The organism is Pseudomonas abietaniphila, assembly GCF_039697315.1.
Taxonomy (GTDB): domain Bacteria; phylum Pseudomonadota; class Gammaproteobacteria; order Pseudomonadales; family Pseudomonadaceae; genus Aquipseudomonas; species Aquipseudomonas abietaniphila_B.
In genome coordinates, this window is record NZ_CP155619.1 from 304,786 (window position 1) to 322,282 (window position 17,497).

The 17,497-nt window shown below is 61.9% G+C and carries 15 protein-coding genes and 1 pseudogene; 8 read left to right on the forward strand and 8 right to left on the reverse strand.

Annotation, left to right across the window (positions count from 1 at the left end; translation table 11 throughout):
• Nucleotides 1–67: 67 nt before the first annotated feature.
• Both ABDX87_RS01265 and ABDX87_RS01270 read right to left on the reverse strand, forming a co-directional pair.
• On the reverse strand, nt 68–1,342 hold the full coding sequence (locus ABDX87_RS01265) for a glucarate dehydratase family protein (RefSeq protein WP_346831207.1): 1,275 nt from the start codon (nt 1,340–1,342) through the stop codon (nt 68–70).
• Nucleotides 1,343–1,397: 55 nt separating this feature from the next.
• A complete protein-coding gene (locus tag ABDX87_RS01270) occupies nt 1,398–2,768 on the reverse strand; it encodes an MFS transporter (protein WP_346831208.1) in 1,371 nt (456 codons plus the stop codon).
• Nucleotides 2,769–2,874: 106 nt separating this feature from the next.
• On the opposite strand from ABDX87_RS01270, the gene ABDX87_RS01275 reads away from it, so the two are divergent.
• Nucleotides 2,875–3,774 (forward strand): LysR substrate-binding domain-containing protein, encoded by a 900-nt coding sequence (locus ABDX87_RS01275; RefSeq protein WP_346831209.1) that lies wholly within the window; start codon nt 2,875–2,877, stop codon nt 3,772–3,774.
• A 36-nt stretch (nt 3,775–3,810) separates the two neighbouring features.
• Here the strand turns inward: ABDX87_RS01275 and ABDX87_RS01280 are convergent, their stop codons facing one another.
• Complete coding sequence (locus ABDX87_RS01280) at nt 3,811–5,100, reverse strand: MFS transporter (protein WP_346831210.1); 1,290 nt, start codon at nt 5,098–5,100, stop codon at nt 3,811–3,813.
• 396 nt (nt 5,101–5,496) lie between these two features.
• Between ABDX87_RS01280 and uxuA the strand changes: the two genes are divergently transcribed.
• Nucleotides 5,497–6,549 (forward strand): mannonate dehydratase, encoded by a 1,053-nt coding sequence (gene uxuA / locus ABDX87_RS01285; protein ID WP_346831211.1) that lies wholly within the window; start codon nt 5,497–5,499, stop codon nt 6,547–6,549.
• A 228-nt stretch (nt 6,550–6,777) separates the two neighbouring features.
• Here the strand turns inward: uxuA and ABDX87_RS01290 are convergent, their stop codons facing one another.
• From ABDX87_RS01290 to ABDX87_RS01305, 5 genes and pseudogenes are all read right to left on the reverse strand, one after another.
• Nucleotides 6,778–7,485 carry a FadR/GntR family transcriptional regulator gene (locus tag ABDX87_RS01290; protein WP_346831212.1) on the reverse strand — a complete coding sequence of 236 codons (708 nt, stop codon included), beginning with the start codon at nt 7,483–7,485 and terminating at the stop codon, nt 6,778–6,780.
• A 371-nt stretch (nt 7,486–7,856) separates the two neighbouring features.
• Complete coding sequence (locus ABDX87_RS29075) at nt 7,857–8,624, reverse strand: methyl-accepting chemotaxis protein (RefSeq protein ID WP_431061299.1); 768 nt, start codon at nt 8,622–8,624, stop codon at nt 7,857–7,859.
• Nucleotides 8,625–8,789: 165 nt separating this feature from the next.
• Nucleotides 8,790–9,476 (reverse strand): annotated as a pseudogene (locus tag ABDX87_RS29080) (methyl-accepting chemotaxis protein); the annotation flags it as partial.
• A gap of 276 nt (nt 9,477–9,752) precedes the next feature.
• On the reverse strand, nt 9,753–10,691 hold the full coding sequence (locus tag ABDX87_RS01300; RefSeq protein ID WP_346831214.1) for a LysR family transcriptional regulator: 939 nt from the start codon (nt 10,689–10,691) through the stop codon (nt 9,753–9,755).
• A 75-nt stretch (nt 10,692–10,766) separates the two neighbouring features.
• Complete coding sequence (locus tag ABDX87_RS01305) at nt 10,767–11,624, reverse strand: IclR family transcriptional regulator (RefSeq protein WP_346831215.1); 858 nt, start codon at nt 11,622–11,624, stop codon at nt 10,767–10,769.
• A gap of 258 nt (nt 11,625–11,882) precedes the next feature.
• Here ABDX87_RS01305 and ABDX87_RS01310 point away from each other — a divergent pair, with 258 nt between their 5' ends.
• The 6 genes from ABDX87_RS01310 to ABDX87_RS01335 all read left to right on the forward strand — a co-directional run bounded on the left by ABDX87_RS01310 (nt 11,883) and on the right by ABDX87_RS01335 (nt 17,493).
• Complete coding sequence (locus ABDX87_RS01310) at nt 11,883–12,911, forward strand: ABC transporter ATP-binding protein (protein ID WP_346831216.1); 1,029 nt, start codon at nt 11,883–11,885, stop codon at nt 12,909–12,911.
• A complete protein-coding gene (locus ABDX87_RS01315; protein WP_346831217.1) occupies nt 12,908–13,780 on the forward strand; it encodes an ABC transporter permease in 873 nt (290 codons plus the stop codon). The genes ABDX87_RS01310 and ABDX87_RS01315 overlap by 4 nt, the downstream gene beginning before the upstream one ends.
• 3 nt (nt 13,781–13,783) lie before the next feature.
• Entirely contained in the window at nt 13,784–14,578 is a 795-nt protein-coding gene (locus ABDX87_RS01320; RefSeq protein WP_074749899.1) for an ABC transporter permease, read from the forward strand.
• Between the two features lie 61 nt (nt 14,579–14,639).
• Nucleotides 14,640–14,930 carry a (2Fe-2S)-binding protein gene (locus ABDX87_RS01325; protein WP_346831218.1) on the forward strand — a complete coding sequence of 97 codons (291 nt, stop codon included), beginning with the start codon at nt 14,640–14,642 and terminating at the stop codon, nt 14,928–14,930.
• Nucleotides 14,927–16,288 carry an NAD(P)/FAD-dependent oxidoreductase gene (locus tag ABDX87_RS01330; protein WP_346831219.1) on the forward strand — a complete coding sequence of 454 codons (1,362 nt, stop codon included), beginning with the start codon at nt 14,927–14,929 and terminating at the stop codon, nt 16,286–16,288. Before ABDX87_RS01325 ends, ABDX87_RS01330 begins: the two co-directional genes overlap by 4 nt.
• Nucleotides 16,285–17,493 carry an NAD(P)/FAD-dependent oxidoreductase gene (locus tag ABDX87_RS01335; RefSeq protein WP_346831220.1) on the forward strand — a complete coding sequence of 403 codons (1,209 nt, stop codon included), beginning with the start codon at nt 16,285–16,287 and terminating at the stop codon, nt 17,491–17,493. The genes ABDX87_RS01330 and ABDX87_RS01335 overlap by 4 nt, the downstream gene beginning before the upstream one ends.
• The last annotated feature ends 4 nt before the right edge of the window (nt 17,494–17,497 follow it).

The following is a 17,497-nucleotide window of genomic DNA, read 5'->3' on the forward strand; positions in this document are numbered from 1 at the left end:
CCGGAATTGCCCCAAGGGTCTTTCCTTTCGAGGACAGACGATCATCAGCGTTCGCTTTATTTACGTCTCAGTACCTTGGCTTGACCGCTGTCCAGTCCGGCTTGTACTTCTGCATCTGCTTCACGTCGTCCCGTGAACGGATGCCGCAGGTCAGGTACTGGTCGTTGAGTTTGCCCAACTGGTCATAGTCCAGCTCAAGCCCCAGACCGGGTTCACGGGTGATTTTCACGCAACCGTCGACGATCGGCAGCTTGCCGCCCTTGATCACTTCTTCGTCCGGTTCCTGCCATGGGTAGTGGGTGTCGCAGGCGAAATCCAGATTCGGCACTGCCGCGGCCACATGCGTCATCGCCATCAGGCTGATGCCCAGGTGCGAGTTGGAGTGCATCGAAACACCCAGGCCGAACGTCTCGCACATCTTCGCCAGCGCCTGGGTGTCGCGCAGGCCGCCCCAGTAATGGTGATCGGCGAGGACGATCTGCACGCTGTTCTGTGCCACGCTGCGGCGAAACTCGTCAAAATCGGTGACCACCATATTGGTCGCCAGCGGCAAGCCCGTGCGCTTATGCAGCTCGGCCATGCCGTCCAGCCCCGGCGTCGGGTCTTCGTAGTACTGCAGATCATCACCCAGGCGTTCGGCCATGCGGATGGACGTTTCCAGCGACCAGTTGCCGTTCGGGTCGATACGCAGCGGGTAACCGGGAAAGGCTCTTTTCAGGGCCTTGATGCACGACACTTCATGTTCCGGATCAAGCGCGCCGGCCTTGAGTTTGATGCTCTTGAACCCGTAGGCTTCGATCATCCGCCGCGCCTGGGCGACGATCTGCTCTTCGCTCAACGCCTCGCCCCAACTGTCAGGTGCATACGGCGAGTCGGCGTGCTGCGCGTATTTGAAAAACAGGTATGCGCTGAACGGCACCTGATCGCGCACCGCACCGCCGAGCAGGTCCACCAGCGGCAGGTTCATCGAGCGTGCCTGCAGGTCGAGAAAGGCGACTTCGAACGCCGAATACGCGTTGCTCACGGCTTTGCTCGCGTGTGACCCCGGCGCCAGCTCGGCGCCTGCAAGGCTCGCCGGTTTGTGGACCGCAACCGTGGCTTTCACCACGGCTTTGAGCTGCGCGAGATTAAACGGATCCATGCCGATCAGTTGGCTCTTCACCTGTTTCTGAATCGCCAGCGCCGGGGCGTCGCCGTAGCTTTCGCCCAGACCGATATACCCGTTGTCGCTCTCGATTTCGATGATCGAGCGCAGCGCGAAAGGTTCGTGGATACCGCTGGCGTTGAGCAACGGCGGGTCACGGAACGCAATCGGAGTGACAGTAACGCGTGTGATTTTCAAAAGACGTCTCCCGGACGATCAAGGTTTAAGGCTCAATTCGAAACTGGGTCTGGGGTTACTTGGCAGCGCGCAGCGCCACCGGTTTCTCACTCGAGGGGGCGAGCGCCACGTCTCGCGGCTTTCCCGGTTGTTCACCTATGGGCGTGGTGCGGGCAAAGAAGATCACCACCGCAGCCACCAATGAGGTGATCGCCAGGCCGTAAAGGCCGCCCTGAATCGAGCCGGTGGTTTGCTCCAGGAAACCGAATGCGGTCGGCGCGACGAATCCGCCGAGGTTGCCGATGGAGTTGATCAGCGCAATCACCGCCGCTGCGATGCGTGCGTCCAGATAGCCTTGAGGAATCGGCCAGAACAGGGCCGAAGCCGCCTTGAAACCAATCGCCGCGAAACAGATGGCGACGAAGGCAAAGACCGGCCCGCCCGTGGTCGACATGAACATCCCGCAGGCGGCAATCACCAGCGTTACGGCGACCCACGCCTGTTGATGCTTGAAGCGTGCATCCAGTGCGGCAAAGCCATACATCGCGACGATGGAAATGATCCACGGTATCGAGTTGAACAGGCCGACTTCGAAGTCACTCAGGCTGCCCATCTTCTTGATCATGCTCGGCAGCCAGAACGTCGCGCCGTAGATGGTCAGCGCCACCGAGAAGTAGATGAAGCAGAACAGCAGGATCTGCCGATCCGCCAGCAATTTGAAGATCGACGGTTTGATCACTTGCGCCGCTTCCCGGGCGCGTTGCTCTTCTTCGATGGCATGGATCAGCGCGCCCTTCTCTTCCTCACTCAGCCACTTGGCGTCGCGGGGATGGGACTGCAACCAGAACCAGACGAAACCACACAAGGCGATGGACGCAAAACCCTCGATGATGAACATCCACTGCCAGCCGTGCAGGTTAAGGCCGCTGACGCCCAACAGTGCGCCGGACACAGGACCGGAAATCACCGATGCGATGGCCGAACCGCTGAGGAAAACCGCCATTGCTTTGCCGCGCTCGGCCGAGGGCAGCCATTGGGTGAAGTAGTAAATGATGCCGGGGAAGAAGCCCGCCTCCGCCGCGCCAAGGATAAAGCGCAGAACATAAAAGCTGGTCTCGCCTCGCACGAACGCCATGGCCATCGCCGCTGCGCCCCAGGTGAACATGATGCGGGTCAGCCAGGCGCGGGCGCCGAACCGTTGCAGCAGCAGGTTGGACGGGACTTCGAAGAGCGCATAGCCGACGAAGAACAGGCCGGCACCCAACCCGTACGCCGCAGCGCCAATGCCGAGGTCGGTTTCCATGTGGCTGCGCACGAAGCCGATGTTGACCCGGTCGATGTAGTTGACGATGAACATGATGACGAACAGCGGCAGCACGTGCCGCTTGACCTTGGCGGCCGCGCGGGCAAGCACGGTCGGGTCCGTCGTGGGATTGAGGGTATTCAAAGGGCAACTCCCGTTCATTGTTTTTTTGGGGATGAGCCGATGATGGACGCCGGTATTGTTCCCGTCTAATCTAGATTGACTGTTGATTGATACCCGGAATATATCAATGTTCGAGCTTGCTCAACTTCGCTGCTTCACCACGGTGGCCACGGAACTCAACTTCCGCCGCGCCGCCGAACGGCTGAACATGACTCAACCGCCTTTAAGCCGACAGATTCAGTTACTGGAGCATCACCTGGGGGTCGAACTGTTCACGCGCAGTACGCGAAGCGTGGCGCTCACGGCTGCCGGCCGGGCGTTCTTCATCGAGGCCCAGACGTTGCTCGAACACGCGCAACAGGCCGCACTCGCCGCCAAACGGATCGCCGAAGGGGATATTGGGTCGGTGACGATCAGTTTCGTCGGCAGCGCGGTGTACGAATTTCTGCCGAAGGTCATCGCCGAGGCGCGCCTCAATCAGCCACACGTGAAAATCTCCCTGACCGAAATGAACACCTATTCCCAGCACGAAGCCTTGAGGGCCCGGCGTATTGACCTGGGCATCGTCCGGGCGCCACTGCTGCAGGCCGGGTACGAAACCGAATGCCTGGTGCGCGAGCCCTTCGTGCTTGCCGTGCCGGGCAGCCATCCGCTGGCCAGCGCCGCTACCGTCAACGTGCAGGATCTGGATGCGCAGCCCTTCCTGATGTATTCGCACTCCGCTTACCCGCCGTTCAATGAACTGCTCACCGGTACGCTGCGTTCCGCGCAAGTGGCGCCGGAGTACGTGCAGTGGCTGGGGTCTTCGCTGACGATTCTGGCGCTGGTGAATGCGGGGATGGGTTTGGCACTGGTGCCCCGTTGCGCCACCAATGTGGTGTTCAAGAACGTGGTGTTCCGTGACATTGACCTGGGCGAAGGTGTGCAAAGCGAGCTGCATCTGGTCTGGCGTTCGGACAACGACAACCCGGCGTGCATGATGTTGCTGGAGGCGATTCGTGCGGCAGTGAAAGCCGAAACGGCGTAACGGAAGCGGCCTGATCGGACCGCTCCCATACCCAGGTCAGGTGCGTTGCGCGACCGTCGTGGTGTCCGTCGACAATGGTTGGTCCGGCGTGATCGACAACGGTTCGATCTTGCCGACGATGAACAGATAGCTGAACGCCCCCAGCAACGCGAATGCGCCTGCGGTCATCAACGGCGCGGTGAACGACCCGTTGCCCATCACCAGCATGAAACCGGTAAAGGTGGTGATGAAAATCCCTGCCGTGTTTGAGGCGAAATTCTGTATGCCACCGATGGACGCGACGTGGGCCGGCGTTGGCGCGACGTCGGCGGGCAGGCACCAGATGCTCGCGCCGGCAAATGCCAGGCTTGCATAGGCCAGGCTGAAGAACGCCAACATGGCGTAGGTGTTCGCGGTGAACACCGACAACGAGATACTCGATGACATCAGCATGCCGCCGACGATGCAGGTCTTGCGGGCTGCAGTCAGGCTCCAGCCACGACGGTACAAGGCATCAGAAGTCAGGCCGCCGACCCAGCCGCCGACAATGGATGCAATGGCCGGAATTGTCCCCAGAGTACCGAGGGACTTCAGCGAAAACCCGCGTTCAGTGACCAGGTAGGTCGGGAACCAGGTGATGAAGAAGTAGATGACGAAGTTCAGGCAGAAGAAGCCAAGCATCATGCCCCACAGCGTACGGTGGCGGAACAGTGATGCCCACTTGACCTTTGGCCGGGAAGCGACCGCTGCGACCTTGCCGGCCTCGTGCTGCTCAATGGCGGCAACGGCCTGTGGCTCCTTGTAGATCAGCCACCAGCCGATCACCCAGACCACGCCCACGGCACCAGTAATCACGAACGAAGCGCGCCAGCCCCAGAGCTCGATGATCAGCGCCACGACCGGAATCGACAGCGCCGAACCAACCCGCGAGCCGCTGTCGAAAATGCTGGTGGCAAACCCGCGCTCTTTCACGTCGAACCACTGACTGACGATTTTGGCGCAGGACGGATACGCCCCCGCCTCCCCCACGCCCAGCATCAACCGACAGCCGAACATCGTAGCCAGACTGCTGGCGGCAGCCGTCGCCGCCGTGAACAGCGACCACCAGGCCACCGCCAATGGCAGTGCGATCCTCGCGCCGACCTTATCGACGAACCAGCCAAAGGGCATTTGCATCAGCGCGTAGGTCCAGAAGAAACCGCTGAGCAGCAGGCCCATCTGTCCTGAGCCCAGGCCGAGTTCTTTCTGGATATAGGGCGCCGCAACCGCAAGGTTGGCCCTGTCGATGTAGTTGATGGCGACGGCAAGAAAGCAAAGAAATATGACCAACCAACGACCTTTCTGCATAGCGAGTCCTCCTGATTATTTTTATGAGTAAGACTTCGTGCGCGCTTCGGGCAGGGCCTTGAACCTGAATTCACGAGGGGCTTTTCAATGGATTGACATCCCACTGAAAATCGCAAATTGGCCTGACCAAATATCCGAATGCAGCCGATACTAGACCCGAAAAGAACGATATGGAAATCAGAAACGTGGTTTTTTTCGCACTTTTTCGCCAGCCGGTCGCGATTTGCATAATTTGGCCTGACCAATCTATGCTCCGCTCAACCGTCTTCCAAGAGGCTCTGCAAGGGCGACAGGCTGGGACAGCAACTGTAGGAGCGCGCTTGCCCACGATTGCGATTTACCTGCGACCTATTCGTTAACTGACACAACGTAACCCATAACAAAAAGGACTCCGCGATGAAGATGACTTTCCGTTGGTACGGGGACAGCGACCCCGTGACCTTGCCGTACATCCGCCAGATCCCCGGCATGACCGGCGTCGTGTCAGCCATTTACGACATCCCGGTTGGAGAGGTCTGGCCGCTGGAAAAAATCACCGAGCTCAAACGTACCGTGAACGCCCACGGCCTGGACCTCGACGTCATCGAGAGCGTGCCGGTGCACGAAGACATCAAACGCGGCCTGCCCAGCCGCGACCGCCTGATCGACAACTACGGCCAGACGCTGCGCAACCTCGCGGCGTGCGGGATCAAAGTGGTCTGCTACAACTTCATGCCGGTGTTCGACTGGACACGTTCGACGCTGGCCATGGAACTGCCCGATGGCTCGACCACACTGGCCTTCGACGTCGCCGTCATCGAACAGGCGAACCTCGACGACGGCATCAGCCTGCCGGGCTGGGACGTCAGCTATGAACCGGAAACCCTGAGGGCGCTGATCACCGAATACGCTCAGGTTGACGAAGCCACCCTGCGTGAGCGTCTGGCGTACTTTCTTCAGCGCATCATCCCGGTGGCCCGGGAGGCCGGAATCAAGATGGCCTTGCACCCTGACGACCCACCCCGCTCCATGTTCGGCATGCCCCGCGTGGTGAAAAACCGCGAAGACCTCGCGCAGGTCATGGCGATGGTCGATGATCCGGCGAACGGCCTGACGCTGTGCTCCGGCTCATTGGGTGCCGACCTGGGCAATGACATCCCGTCACTGGTCCGGGAATTTGGTGGCCAGGGCCGCATCCATTTCGCCCACCTGCGCAACGTCAAGGTCAACGAGGCCGGCGACTTCTATGAAACCGCCCACCGCTCCGAAGACGGCTCGCTGGACATGGCCGAAATCGTCAAGGCCTACGTGGAAACCGGCTTCGAGGGCTACTACCGCCCCGACCACGGCCGCATGATCTGGGGCGAAACCGGCAGACCGGGGTACGGCCTGTACGACCGGGCGTTGGGCGCGGTGTATCTCAACGGATTGTGGGAAGGGATTCGCAAGGGGATGCCAACAGCGCACTGAGCGATGCGTGGATGGGCGGTCAGCTCTAACCGAGGTGGTCAATGGGGTTATGTACCTGAATCAAACCTGAGGCCAGCATGCAGACTCAACAGCAGCGATGATCAACTGTGGGAGCGAATTCATTCGCGACTGGCCGGCGCATCAAGCACGTCTCTGTTGCCTGAACCTATTTCGCGAATGAATTCGGTCCCACAGCGTACGGGCCCAGGGCGGTCATCCCGTGTTGGCTCAACCCTGTTCGGTGTTCATCCCGTCCAGCCAGCGCGCTTCGGATCGGCGCAAATGCTCGCGCATAGCGGTCTGGGCGCCGATCAGGTCGCGGGCTTGCACCGCTTGCAGGATGGCTTCGTGTTCAGCGACGGCAATCGCCCAGGTTTCGCGGGTTTCGGAGTGCTCGCTGACGTGAGCCGTGAGCGGGCTGTAACGTTCTTCGAACAACGACGTGATGATGCGCACCAGCGTCGAGTTGCCGCTCATCTTCGCCAGGCGCTGGTGAAACTTGCGGTCATCGTCCAGCGCGGGCACGCCCTTGATCGCGCCTTCGCGCATCTTGTCGATGCAGGTCTGCAAATAGCGATAGTCAGCCTTGGTCCCGTGCAGGCAGGCCAGCATGACGCTCTCGCCCTCGATCAACGCACGGGCCTGCATCAGTTCGGACGGGCTCTCACCCAGCGTTCGCGTCTTGCCCTTGACGCCCAGCAAGTGCTCGCAGACGTAGATCCCCGAGCCCATGCGAATCTCGACACTGCCTTCGATTTCCAGTGCGATCAACGCTTCACGCAACGAAGGCCGCGAGACCCCCAACAACTGCGCCAGATCCCGTTCCGGAGGCAAACGGGAACCGGCCTTGATGCCATTCTTGCGAATATGCTCACGCAGGCGGTCAGCGGTTATCTGATAAAGGCGTCGTTCGGGGGGAAGGCTAGGCGCGGTCATGAATCACGTTCCATCGGTCTGCGCCGGAGCATATCACACGCCTCTCAACCAACCGCGCATGTGGCTAGCAATCCCGTTTCAACTTCTGCTCCGCCCGACCGGCCCTCCCCCGCTGCCCTTGTCCCTCCTGATCATCCCCACGCTCGGCGGTGGGATGCATCACCTGACGCTCTGCGTCAATCGAAGCAGAACGCAGAGCGTCCAAGGCGGCATTACCACGCGGAGCGTGGGAACGATCATGCAGCAAGGCTGACGCTTTACCTGTCGGGGCGACTGGGGTGCAGGCCAAACGCAGAAAACGCGCAGTGGGCCGAGCGGCATGGATGCCGCGAGAGCCGAAGGCGAAACGGTCAGGCCGTTAGGCCAGACCGCTAAGCACTCAACCGAGAAATCACATCATTCAACCCCACCGACAACCCATGCAAATCCTCACTGGCCGTCTGCGTACGCAACACATTGCTCTGATTCGTCGTCGCAATCGCCGTAATCTCCGTCAGATTGCGCGAAATATCCTCAGCCACCGATGTCTGCTCTTCCGCCGCCGTAGCAATCTGACGGTTCATGTCACGGATCGCCTCTACCGCAACCGTGATCCGCTGCAACGAAGAACCGGCCAACGCCACCTGATCCACGCTTTCCTGACTGCGCGCCTGCCCGCTTTCAATCGCCTGAGCCGCATCGATGGCACCGGTCTGCACCGAACTGATGATCTGATTGATTTCCGCCGTGGACGCCGCCGTCCGCTGCGCCAAGGTGCGCACCTCATCGGCAACGACCGCAAAACCGCGCCCGGCGTCGCCCGCACGTGCCGCTTCGATCGCCGCGTTAAGCGCCAGCAGATTGGTCTGCTCGGCAATCCCCCGAATCACCTCCAGCACCTTGCCGATCCGCCCACTGTCACTTTCCAGACGACGAATCACATCGGCGGTATTGCTGATCTCGGTGCGCATCTGTGTGATTGCCGTGATGGTTGCGCTCATCACCTTGCCACCGTCCTGTGAACTGCGGTCAGCTTCGTCGGCCGCCTGGGCGGCTTGTGCCGCATGACGCGCCACTTCCTGCGCGGTTGCCGACATCTCGGTCATCGCCGTTGCCACCTGATCGGTGCGCTCGAACTGCTCGTGCGTACCCTGCGCCATCAGGGCGGCAATCGCCTTCAACTCGCCGCCTGCGCTGTCCAGGTCGGTGGTGCTGCGTTTGAGGCGGGTGAAGGTATCCGCGAGAAAATCACGCAACGTATTGGCGGCCACCGCCAGACGCCCCAATTCGTCCTGACGGGTCACACCGACGCGGTCACTGAAACGTCCCTGACTCAACTGCGCGACGTATTCGATCAGCAGCGTGACCGGGCCGACGATGTTGCGATTGACCACCCACAGCGTCAGCACGCCCACCAGCAGGGCCGACGCCAGCATCACCAGCGTGCCGATCAGAATGGTCTGGTCCGCCGCGCTGCTGATCGACAACGACTGCTGGTCGCTCTGCTTGCGCAGGCTGGCCACCAGCGCGCTCATCTGCTCGCTGGCCGCGCGATCCACGCCTTTGACGGCCTGGTCGCCTGCGACCGGATCGCCCCCCGCCGCCACGAAAGCATCACGCCCCTTGCGATAGGCAACACCCAGCGCTCGGTGCTCGTCACGCAGCTTTTCCACCTGCCCTCGGATCTCGGCATCCAGAACGGTCATGGCACTCAGGCGCCCCAACGTGTCTTGTACCTGGCGTTCCTGCTCTTCGAACTGGGCCCAGAATTTGTCGCGATCCGCGGGCTGTTTGCCGCGCAGGAGCACGTTCTTCCACTCCTGAACCTGAATCTTGAATTGAAGATTGGCCTGATCGACCCGCTGTGAGGCCTGCAACGGACCTTCGAGCAAACCTCGGTAGGCGTGCACATTGCTGGAGAGGAACTGGAAACAGGCCAGGGCGATCAATAGCACCAGCACCAGACTGCCGCTGAGCAGCGCCAGAATCTGCAACTTCAAGGACTTGGACATACGGGAAAATCTCGTCAGGGGGGACTGCTGTCTTCAGCGCTGCCTCGTGAGCGCGCCGAAGGTTTGCCTGCTGGTCACATCCCTGTGCCGCTGTGTTGATCACGTTCGAAAACGTTTAAAAAACAACAGGGTTACCTAGGCTGATTCGACCCCATGGGACCGTTCTTTAGGCGACAGAACACAACGCCGACAGACGGTACGAAACCGTCAGCGAAGCGTCTAAAACGCGGGTCAAAAACTTGGCAGCCAGCGGCACCACCGACTCGTCGAAGTGGATCAACGTGCGACAGCGGGTTGTTTCAGCCAGCCCTCGCGGCACTCCATCAGGTAGTCGATGAAGGCGCGCAACCGCAGGGGCACATGCCGGTTGCTCGGGTAAAGCAGCGTGAACGGCCGAGAGCGCCCGGCGTAATCACCCAGCACTTCCACCAGTGATCCTTCTCGCAGCTCTTTTTCCACCGAAAAACGGTAGGCCTGAAACAGCCCAGCGCCGTGCCTGGCCAGCGTCACCCCGCCGAGTACGTCATCGGAGCAGCAGTAACCGCTTTCGGCCAGCAACTCGCGCGGCTGGCCGTTCTCCTGAAACAACCAGGGAATGCGTCGGCCGCTGCTGGGAAGCTCGTACTGAATGCACTCATGATTGGCAAGGTCCTCAAGGGTCAGCGGCGTGCCCGCCCGGTGCAGATAGTCCGGCGTGGCGATCATGACCAGCGCGCCATCCTCCAGCTTGCGCGCGATGAGCGTCGAGTCCGGCTGGGTACGCACGCGGATGGCCATGTCATAGCCCTCGGCAACGAAATCGATGTTGCGGTTGCTCAGGTTGATGTCGACGGTCACGTCCGGGTAGCGACGCCGGAACTCGGGGAGCAGCGGCAGAATCCGGTGATGCCCGTAGGTCGTCGGAATGCTCATGCGCAACGTGCCGGAGGGCTTCAATTGCTGGCCCGAGACCTGGCGTTCGGCTTCCACCAACTGCGTCAGGGCCTGGCTGCACTGTTCGAAATACACCCGACCGCTTTCGGTCAGACGAATGCTGCGGGTGGTCCGCACGAACATGCGCGCACCGAGCCGCTCTTCCAGCCGTGAAATGGAACGGCTCACGGCAGCTGGCGTCACACCCGCCGCCAGCGCCGCCGCTGTAAAGCTCCCCGCCTCTGCGGCCAGACAGAACAGCTCGATGCTGCCCAGTTGAATGTCGTCGAAATGGCGTTTCACGATTCGTTACACCGAGTATCAAGTGAAGGTTCCGGCACGCGGTTTATCACTTTGAGCAGCGTAAATATAGCCCTGTCAGACGTCGTCGCCGGGCTTGGAGTGCTGCCCAAACACTTGCGAAGGCCTGCGCAGCACCGGGTCGAACGGGTTGATCTTCTGACTGATGGCCGCCGCTTCACGCTTGAGCATGTCGACCACGGTCGGCATGCGTTCGGCGTTCAGGCGGTCGCTGATGGTTGCCACGCTCAGGGCGGCGACGGCGCGGCCTTCTCGGTCGAGGATCGGCACGGCAAGCCCGGCCATGCCTTCAAGCACGCCGGTGTTGCGTGAGGCATAGCCCAGGCGTCGCACGTTGTCGATTTCCGAGCGCAACATCACTTCGTCATACAAGTGAAAATCCCGAAGGCGCGGCAGGTTGTAGCGAATCACGGTGTCGCGCTCTTCCTCAGGCAGGAACGCCAGAATCGCCAGGCTGCCTTGCCCGACACCCAGCGCCACGCGGCCACCGATGTCGCCGGTAAAGGTGCGGATCGGGTATGGCCCTTCACTGCGATCCAGACAGACCGCATCGAATCCGCTGCGCGCCAGCAGGAACAACGAGTCGCCCAACGAGGCCGACAGTCGCAGCAGGCTGGGTCGCACCACGTCGCGCAAGTTGCCGGTCTGTCCCGCTCTCGCGGCCAGGGCGAAAAACTCCAGGCTCAAGCGATACCGTTTGCTGCGTGCGTCCTGCTCGACCATCCCTTCGTCCATCAGGCTGCGCAGCAGTCGATGCGTTGTGGGTTGCGAGAGTCCCACCTGTTGCGCGAGTTGCGTCACCCGTTCACCGCCTTCGGGGCACTCGCCCAGACAACGCAGAACCGCGAACAGGCGCGAAACCGCTCCGACACCTGCTTCTTTGGTCTCATCTTTATTCCGTTCAGTGGAATTCATTTGTCGTTATTCCTTAATCAAATCCACCTGATGAATAAACTTGAAAAAATCACTCATTCAGTGAAATTCGGCGTTGAGCCCATCCTATTCCCGGGCATAGGATCAGTCCACAGGGCGATTTGAATAACAGCGGCAGCCGACTCAGAGCGAGCGCCAGCGTCCACAGGTTTGCCAGCCTCCCGGCACGCCTTCTCTCTTCGCATCTGCCCATAAAAAACGCATGCCCCAGGCGTGCACGAATACGAGGTGGAAGCAGCCATGGCCTTTCTTCAGCTCCAGGCACTCTGTAAACGCTACGGCCCCGTCGATGCGGTGGTTGCCACTGATCTGTCGGTGGAAAAAGGCGAGTTCGTTTCCCTGCTCGGCCCGTCGGGCTGCGGCAAGACCACCACACTGCAAATGATCGCCGGCTTCGTGGACGTCAGCGCCGGACGCATCCTGCTCGACGGTCGCGACATCACCCACGCAAAGCCGGCGAGTCGCGGTCTGGGCGTGGTCTTCCAGTCCTATGCGCTGTTCCCGCACATGACCGTGCGTGACAACGTCGCCTTCGGCCTGAAAATGCGCAAGGTGGCCGCCGCCGATGTACAACGCCGCGTGTCGCGGGTGCTGGAACTGGTGCGCCTGGATCAACACGCCGAACGCTACCCCCGTGAACTGTCCGGCGGACAGCGTCAGCGTGTGGCGCTGGCACGGGCGTTGGTGATCGAGCCCCCGGTTCTGTTGCTCGACGAGCCGCTGTCCAACCTCGACGCCAACCTGCGCGAAGAAATGCAATTCGAAATCCGGCGCATTCAGCGCGAGGTCGGCATCACCACCCTGATGGTGACCCACGACCAGGCCGAAGCGCTGTCGATCAGCGACCGCGTGGTGGTCATGCAGGCCGGCCGCATCACCCAGATCGACGAACCTTACAAACTGTATGAACACCCCCGCACACGCTTTATTTCCGGGTTTGTCGGCAAGGCCAACCTGCTGCACGGCGACCGGGATCACAGCGGCACGGCCCAAGTGCGCCAGCAACAAGGCGAAGGCGAACTGACTCTCAGCCTGCGCCCGGAAAAAATCGATCTGGTGGACGCCGGCGCAGGTCGCCTTCAGGGCCGGATCGTCACGCGCTATTTCCTGGGCAGTCAGTGGTTGTACCGCGTCGAAACGTCCATCGGCGAACTGACCGTCGTGCGTCGCAACAATGGCGACGCGCCGCTCAACGAAGGCACTGCCGTCGGCCTCGACTGGCCCGCCGAATTGCTGCGTGTGCTGGCTGCCGATGAGGTGTCGGCATGAGTGGAGCAAGCGTGCTGCGCGACACCGGTCGCGGCTACCTGTTGTCGGCGCCCGCGCTGGCGCTGTTCGTCGGCCTGCTGGTGTTGCCGTTGCTGCTGACCCTGGTGCTGTCGTTCAACGTGTTCGATTACGAAGTCGGGGTCAAAGGCGATGCCTGGACCTTTGCGCAGTACCTGAACCTGATCACCGACTCCTACTTCTATGAAATCTTCTTTCGCACCTTTTGGATCAGTGCGCTGGTGACACTGCTGTGCGTGGTGATTGGTGTTCCGGAGGCGTACATCCTCAGCCGTATGGGCACACCGTGGCGCTCGATCTTCCTGATTCTGATCCTCACCCCGTTGCTCATTTCGGTGGTGGTCCGCGCATTTGGCTGGAGCTTGTTGCTGGGGGCCGACGGGTTGGTCAACCAGGCGATTCAGGCGCTGGGCGGTCGCCCGATCAAGATGCTCTATACCCCGTTCGCGGTGATCCTGGCACTGGTCCACGTGATGCTGCCGTTCATGATCATTCCCGTGTGGACCTCACTGCAGAAGCTCGACGCCTCGGCCGAGCAGGCCGCGCTGTCGCTGGGCGCTACGCAAGCCAAGGTCATGCGCCTGGTGGTGTTGCCGCAGGTCATGCCCGGCGTGTTGTCCGGCACGTTGATCGTGTTCGGCCTGTCGGCCAGTTCCTTCGCGATTCCGGGCCTGCTCGGCGGACGTCGCCTGAAAATGGTCGCGACCGTCGTCTACGACCAGTACCTCTCGGAACTCAACTGGCCCATGGGCGCCGCCATTGCCGTGGCGCTGTTGTTGATCAACCTGCTGGTCATGCTGTCGTGGAACCGGTTGGTCGAAGGTCGCTATAAAAAATCCCTGGGGGAATGATTGATGTCCAAGAACGGTCCTCTGGCCCTGTCTTTTCACGCCCTGGTCGTGGTGTTCATGCTGGCGCCGCTGGTGATGGTCTGTCTGGTGGCATTTACTCCGGAAAACACCCTGAGCCTGCCGTGGCACGGTTTCTCCCTGCGCTGGTTTGCAGCCGTGTTCGAACGCGCCGACTTCATTCAGTCGTTCTACAACAGCCTGATTCTGGCAGTGGTCGCGGCGACGCTCGCGACGCTGATTGCCGTGCCCGCCGCCCTGGCGATCACCCGCTATCAGTTCCCGGGCCGCAACTTCCTCAACGGGCTGTTTCTGTCGCCGATCATCATCCCGCATCTGGTGCTGGGCGTGGCGATGTTGCGCCTGTTCGCGCTGATGGGTGTCAACGGCAGTTTCGTCTGGCTGATGTTCGCCCATGTGGTGGTGATCACGCCTTACGTGTTGCGTCTGGTGATCGCCGCGGCCATTGGCGTTGATCGCAGCGCCGAACAGGCCGCCGAATCGCTGGGCGCCAGCCGCTTTACGCTGTTCCGCCAGATCACCTTGCCGATGATCCTGCCCGGCGTCGCCGGTGGCTGGCTGCTGGCGTTCATCAACAGCTTCGACGAGGTCACCCTGTCGATCTTCGTTACCTCGCCGTCGACCCAGACACTGCCGGTGCGCATGTACGTGTACGCCACCGAATCCATCGACCCGATGATGGCGGCCGTGTCGGCGCTGGTGATCGCACTGACGGCCGCGACCATGATCATCCTCGACCGGGTTTATGGCCTGGACCGCGTGCTCGTGGGTCGTCACTGATGAACATCACGCCCATGGACCACACCTGCCCCTTCTGCTGTTACCCGATAGAGAACGCACCATGGCTTTGCTGAAACGTCTGGCAGAACACGACCGCGAGGTCCTGCCGTTTACTCTCGATGGCCAACCTGCCACCGGGTTACAAGGCGACACACTGCTGACTGCCGTGCTGACCCGTGCCGACTCGCTGCGCGGCAGCGACTTCAGCGCCCAGCCCCGTGCGGGTTTCTGCCTGATGGGCGCCTGCCAGGATTGCTGGGTCAAACTGGGTGACGGCCGCCGGGTGCGCGCCTGCGCCACGCTGCTGGAGGCCGGACACTGCGTCAGCCGCGAGCCGGGGCGGACGCTATGAAGCCATCAGGTATTGTCATCATCGGCGCGGGGCCGGCCGGCATTCGTGCGGCTCAGACCCTCGTCGCCTACGGCCTGCAACCTTGCCTGATCGACGAAAGCCTGCGCGGTGGCGGGCAGATCTATCGCCGTCAACCGGAAAACTTCAAGCGTTCGGCCAAAGCACTCTATGGCTTTGAAGCGTCAAAAGCGCAGGCGGTGCACGCGACACTGGACCGGCTTCAGGCCGACATCGATTACCGCCCGCAAACCCTGGTCTGGAATGCCGAGGCGCGGTCGCTGGACACGTTGCACGACGGTGTCGCCGACCAGCTTCCGTATACGCATCTGATCGTTGCAACCGGGGCCACCGACCGCATCCTGCCGGTGCCGGGTTGGACGCTGCCGGGCGTCTACAGCCTGGGCGCTGCGCAAATCGCCTTGAAATTCCAGGGCTGCGCCATCGGCGAACGCGTGGTGTTCGCGGGCAGCGGACCTTTGCTCTATCTGGTGGCGTACCAATACGCGAAAGCGGGCGCGAAGGTGGCGGCAGTGCTCGACAGCTCGCCGTTGTCCGCGCAAACCCGCGCCCTGCCCGCGCTACTCGGTCAACCGGCGACCCTCGCCAAAGGCCTGTATTACCGTGGCTGGCTCACGGCCCATGGCGTGCCGGTGCATCAAGGGGTTCACCTGCAAAGCATTCAAGGCGAACAGCGTGTCCGCAGTGTGCGCTGGCGTCAGGGTGAGCAGGAAAGGACGCTTGATTGCGATGCCGTGGCCTTTGCTCACGCGTTGCGCAGCGAGACCCAGCTCGCCGATCTGCTGGGCTGTGCCTTCACCTGGAGCGACCTCAATCGCGCCTGGCTGCCGACCCAGGATACGTCTGGCCGCAGCAGCGTTGAAGGCGTTTACCTGGCAGGCGACGGCGCGGGCATCATGGGCGCCGACGCCGCCGAAATGGCCGGCGAACTCGCGGCCTTGACGCTCCTCAGCGACACCGGTCATCAGGTCGATGCCGCGCGCAGCACGGCGCTGCAACACAGGCTCGACGCCATCTGGCGCTTCCGTCACGGGCTGGAAACGGCGTTCCCTTTTCCCGAGGACTGGGCCGCCAAAGCGCCTGACAGCCTGACCGTCTGCCGCTGTGAAGAGGTCAGCGCTGGCAAGATCCGACAAACCGTCGAACAAGGCCACTGGGAGATCAACCGTGTAAAAGCCATGTGCCGCGTTGGCATGGGTCGTTGCCAGGGCAGGATGTGTGGCATGGCCGCCACGGAGATCGTTGCGCATGCGTCGGGCCGAGACATTGCCAGTGTGGGCAGGCTGCGCGGGCAGGCACCGATCAAACCGATTCCGTTCGGTGTGGAGGTGGACCAATGAGCCTGCCGATCGAGGTGGAGGCCGTGGTCATAGGCGGCGGCATCGTTGGCGCGTCCGCTGCGTTGTTTCTGGCGAAAAGCGGCAGGCGTGTGGTGTTGCTGGAGCGTGACTTTTTCGGCGCTCACTCCAGTGGAGTCAATTACGGCGGCGTGCGGCGGCAGGGTCGACCGCTGTCGCAGTTGCCGCTGTCCCAAAGGGCCCACGCCATCTGGGGCGACCTGACGAACCTGATCGGGATCGACGGCGAATACCTGCGCTCCGGTCATCTGAAACTGGCACGCAGTGACAAGGACATGGCCGCGCTGGCGGCCTACGAGCGGGCGTCGCGGGAGTTTGGTCTGGACCTGCAATTGCTCGACCGAGAGCAGCTGCGCGCCCGCTTTCCGTGGGCCGGTGATGTGGCGGTCGGCGCCTCGTTGTGCGCCGATGACGGTCACGCCAACCCGCGCATCGTTTCTCCAGCCTTTGCCCATGCCGCACGTCGAGCCGGTGCCGACGTCTACGAGCAGGCTGCGGCCTACGAGGTCAGCCATGACGGCCATGCGTTCACCGTCCGCACGGCCAGCGGCCAGACCTTTCGCGCCCCCTGGCTGCTGAACTGCGCCGGCGCGTGGGCGGCGGCGCTGGCGGAACAGTTTGGCGAACCGGTGCCGATGCGCTCGGGGCACCCTGCGATGCTGGTGACTGAACCGCTGCCGATGTTCATGGACGTCAGCACCGGCGTCGAAGGCGGCGGCATTTATGCCCGTCAGGTCGCACGCGGCAACTGCGTATTGGGCGGCGGTCAGGGCTTTGCGCTCGATCCCGCCACGGCGCGTCCCGGCCAGGCGGCGATTCTCGACATCCTGCGTAACGCCGTCGAACTCTATCCACCGCTGGCCGGTGCTCAGGCCATTCGCACCTGGAGCGGCACCGAAGGGTATCTGCCGGACCGCGAGCCGGTGCTCGGCGTCAGTTCCACTCAGCCGGGCCTGCTGCACGGCTTTGGTTTCGCCGGGTCTGGCTTTCAGATCGGCCCTGCGGCGGGCGAGGCCCTGGCACAGATTGTCTGCACCGGGGCGCCGTCGATCCGGCTCGATGCCTTTTCGATTCAGCGTTTTCAACCCGTTTCCCAGCCCGCATTGCCTACCGCACCGCCCGCAACCGCCGCCCCGGCTCACGCGGAAAACGTCATTCCATTGTTCAGAGGAAGATCGCAGCCATGAAAAA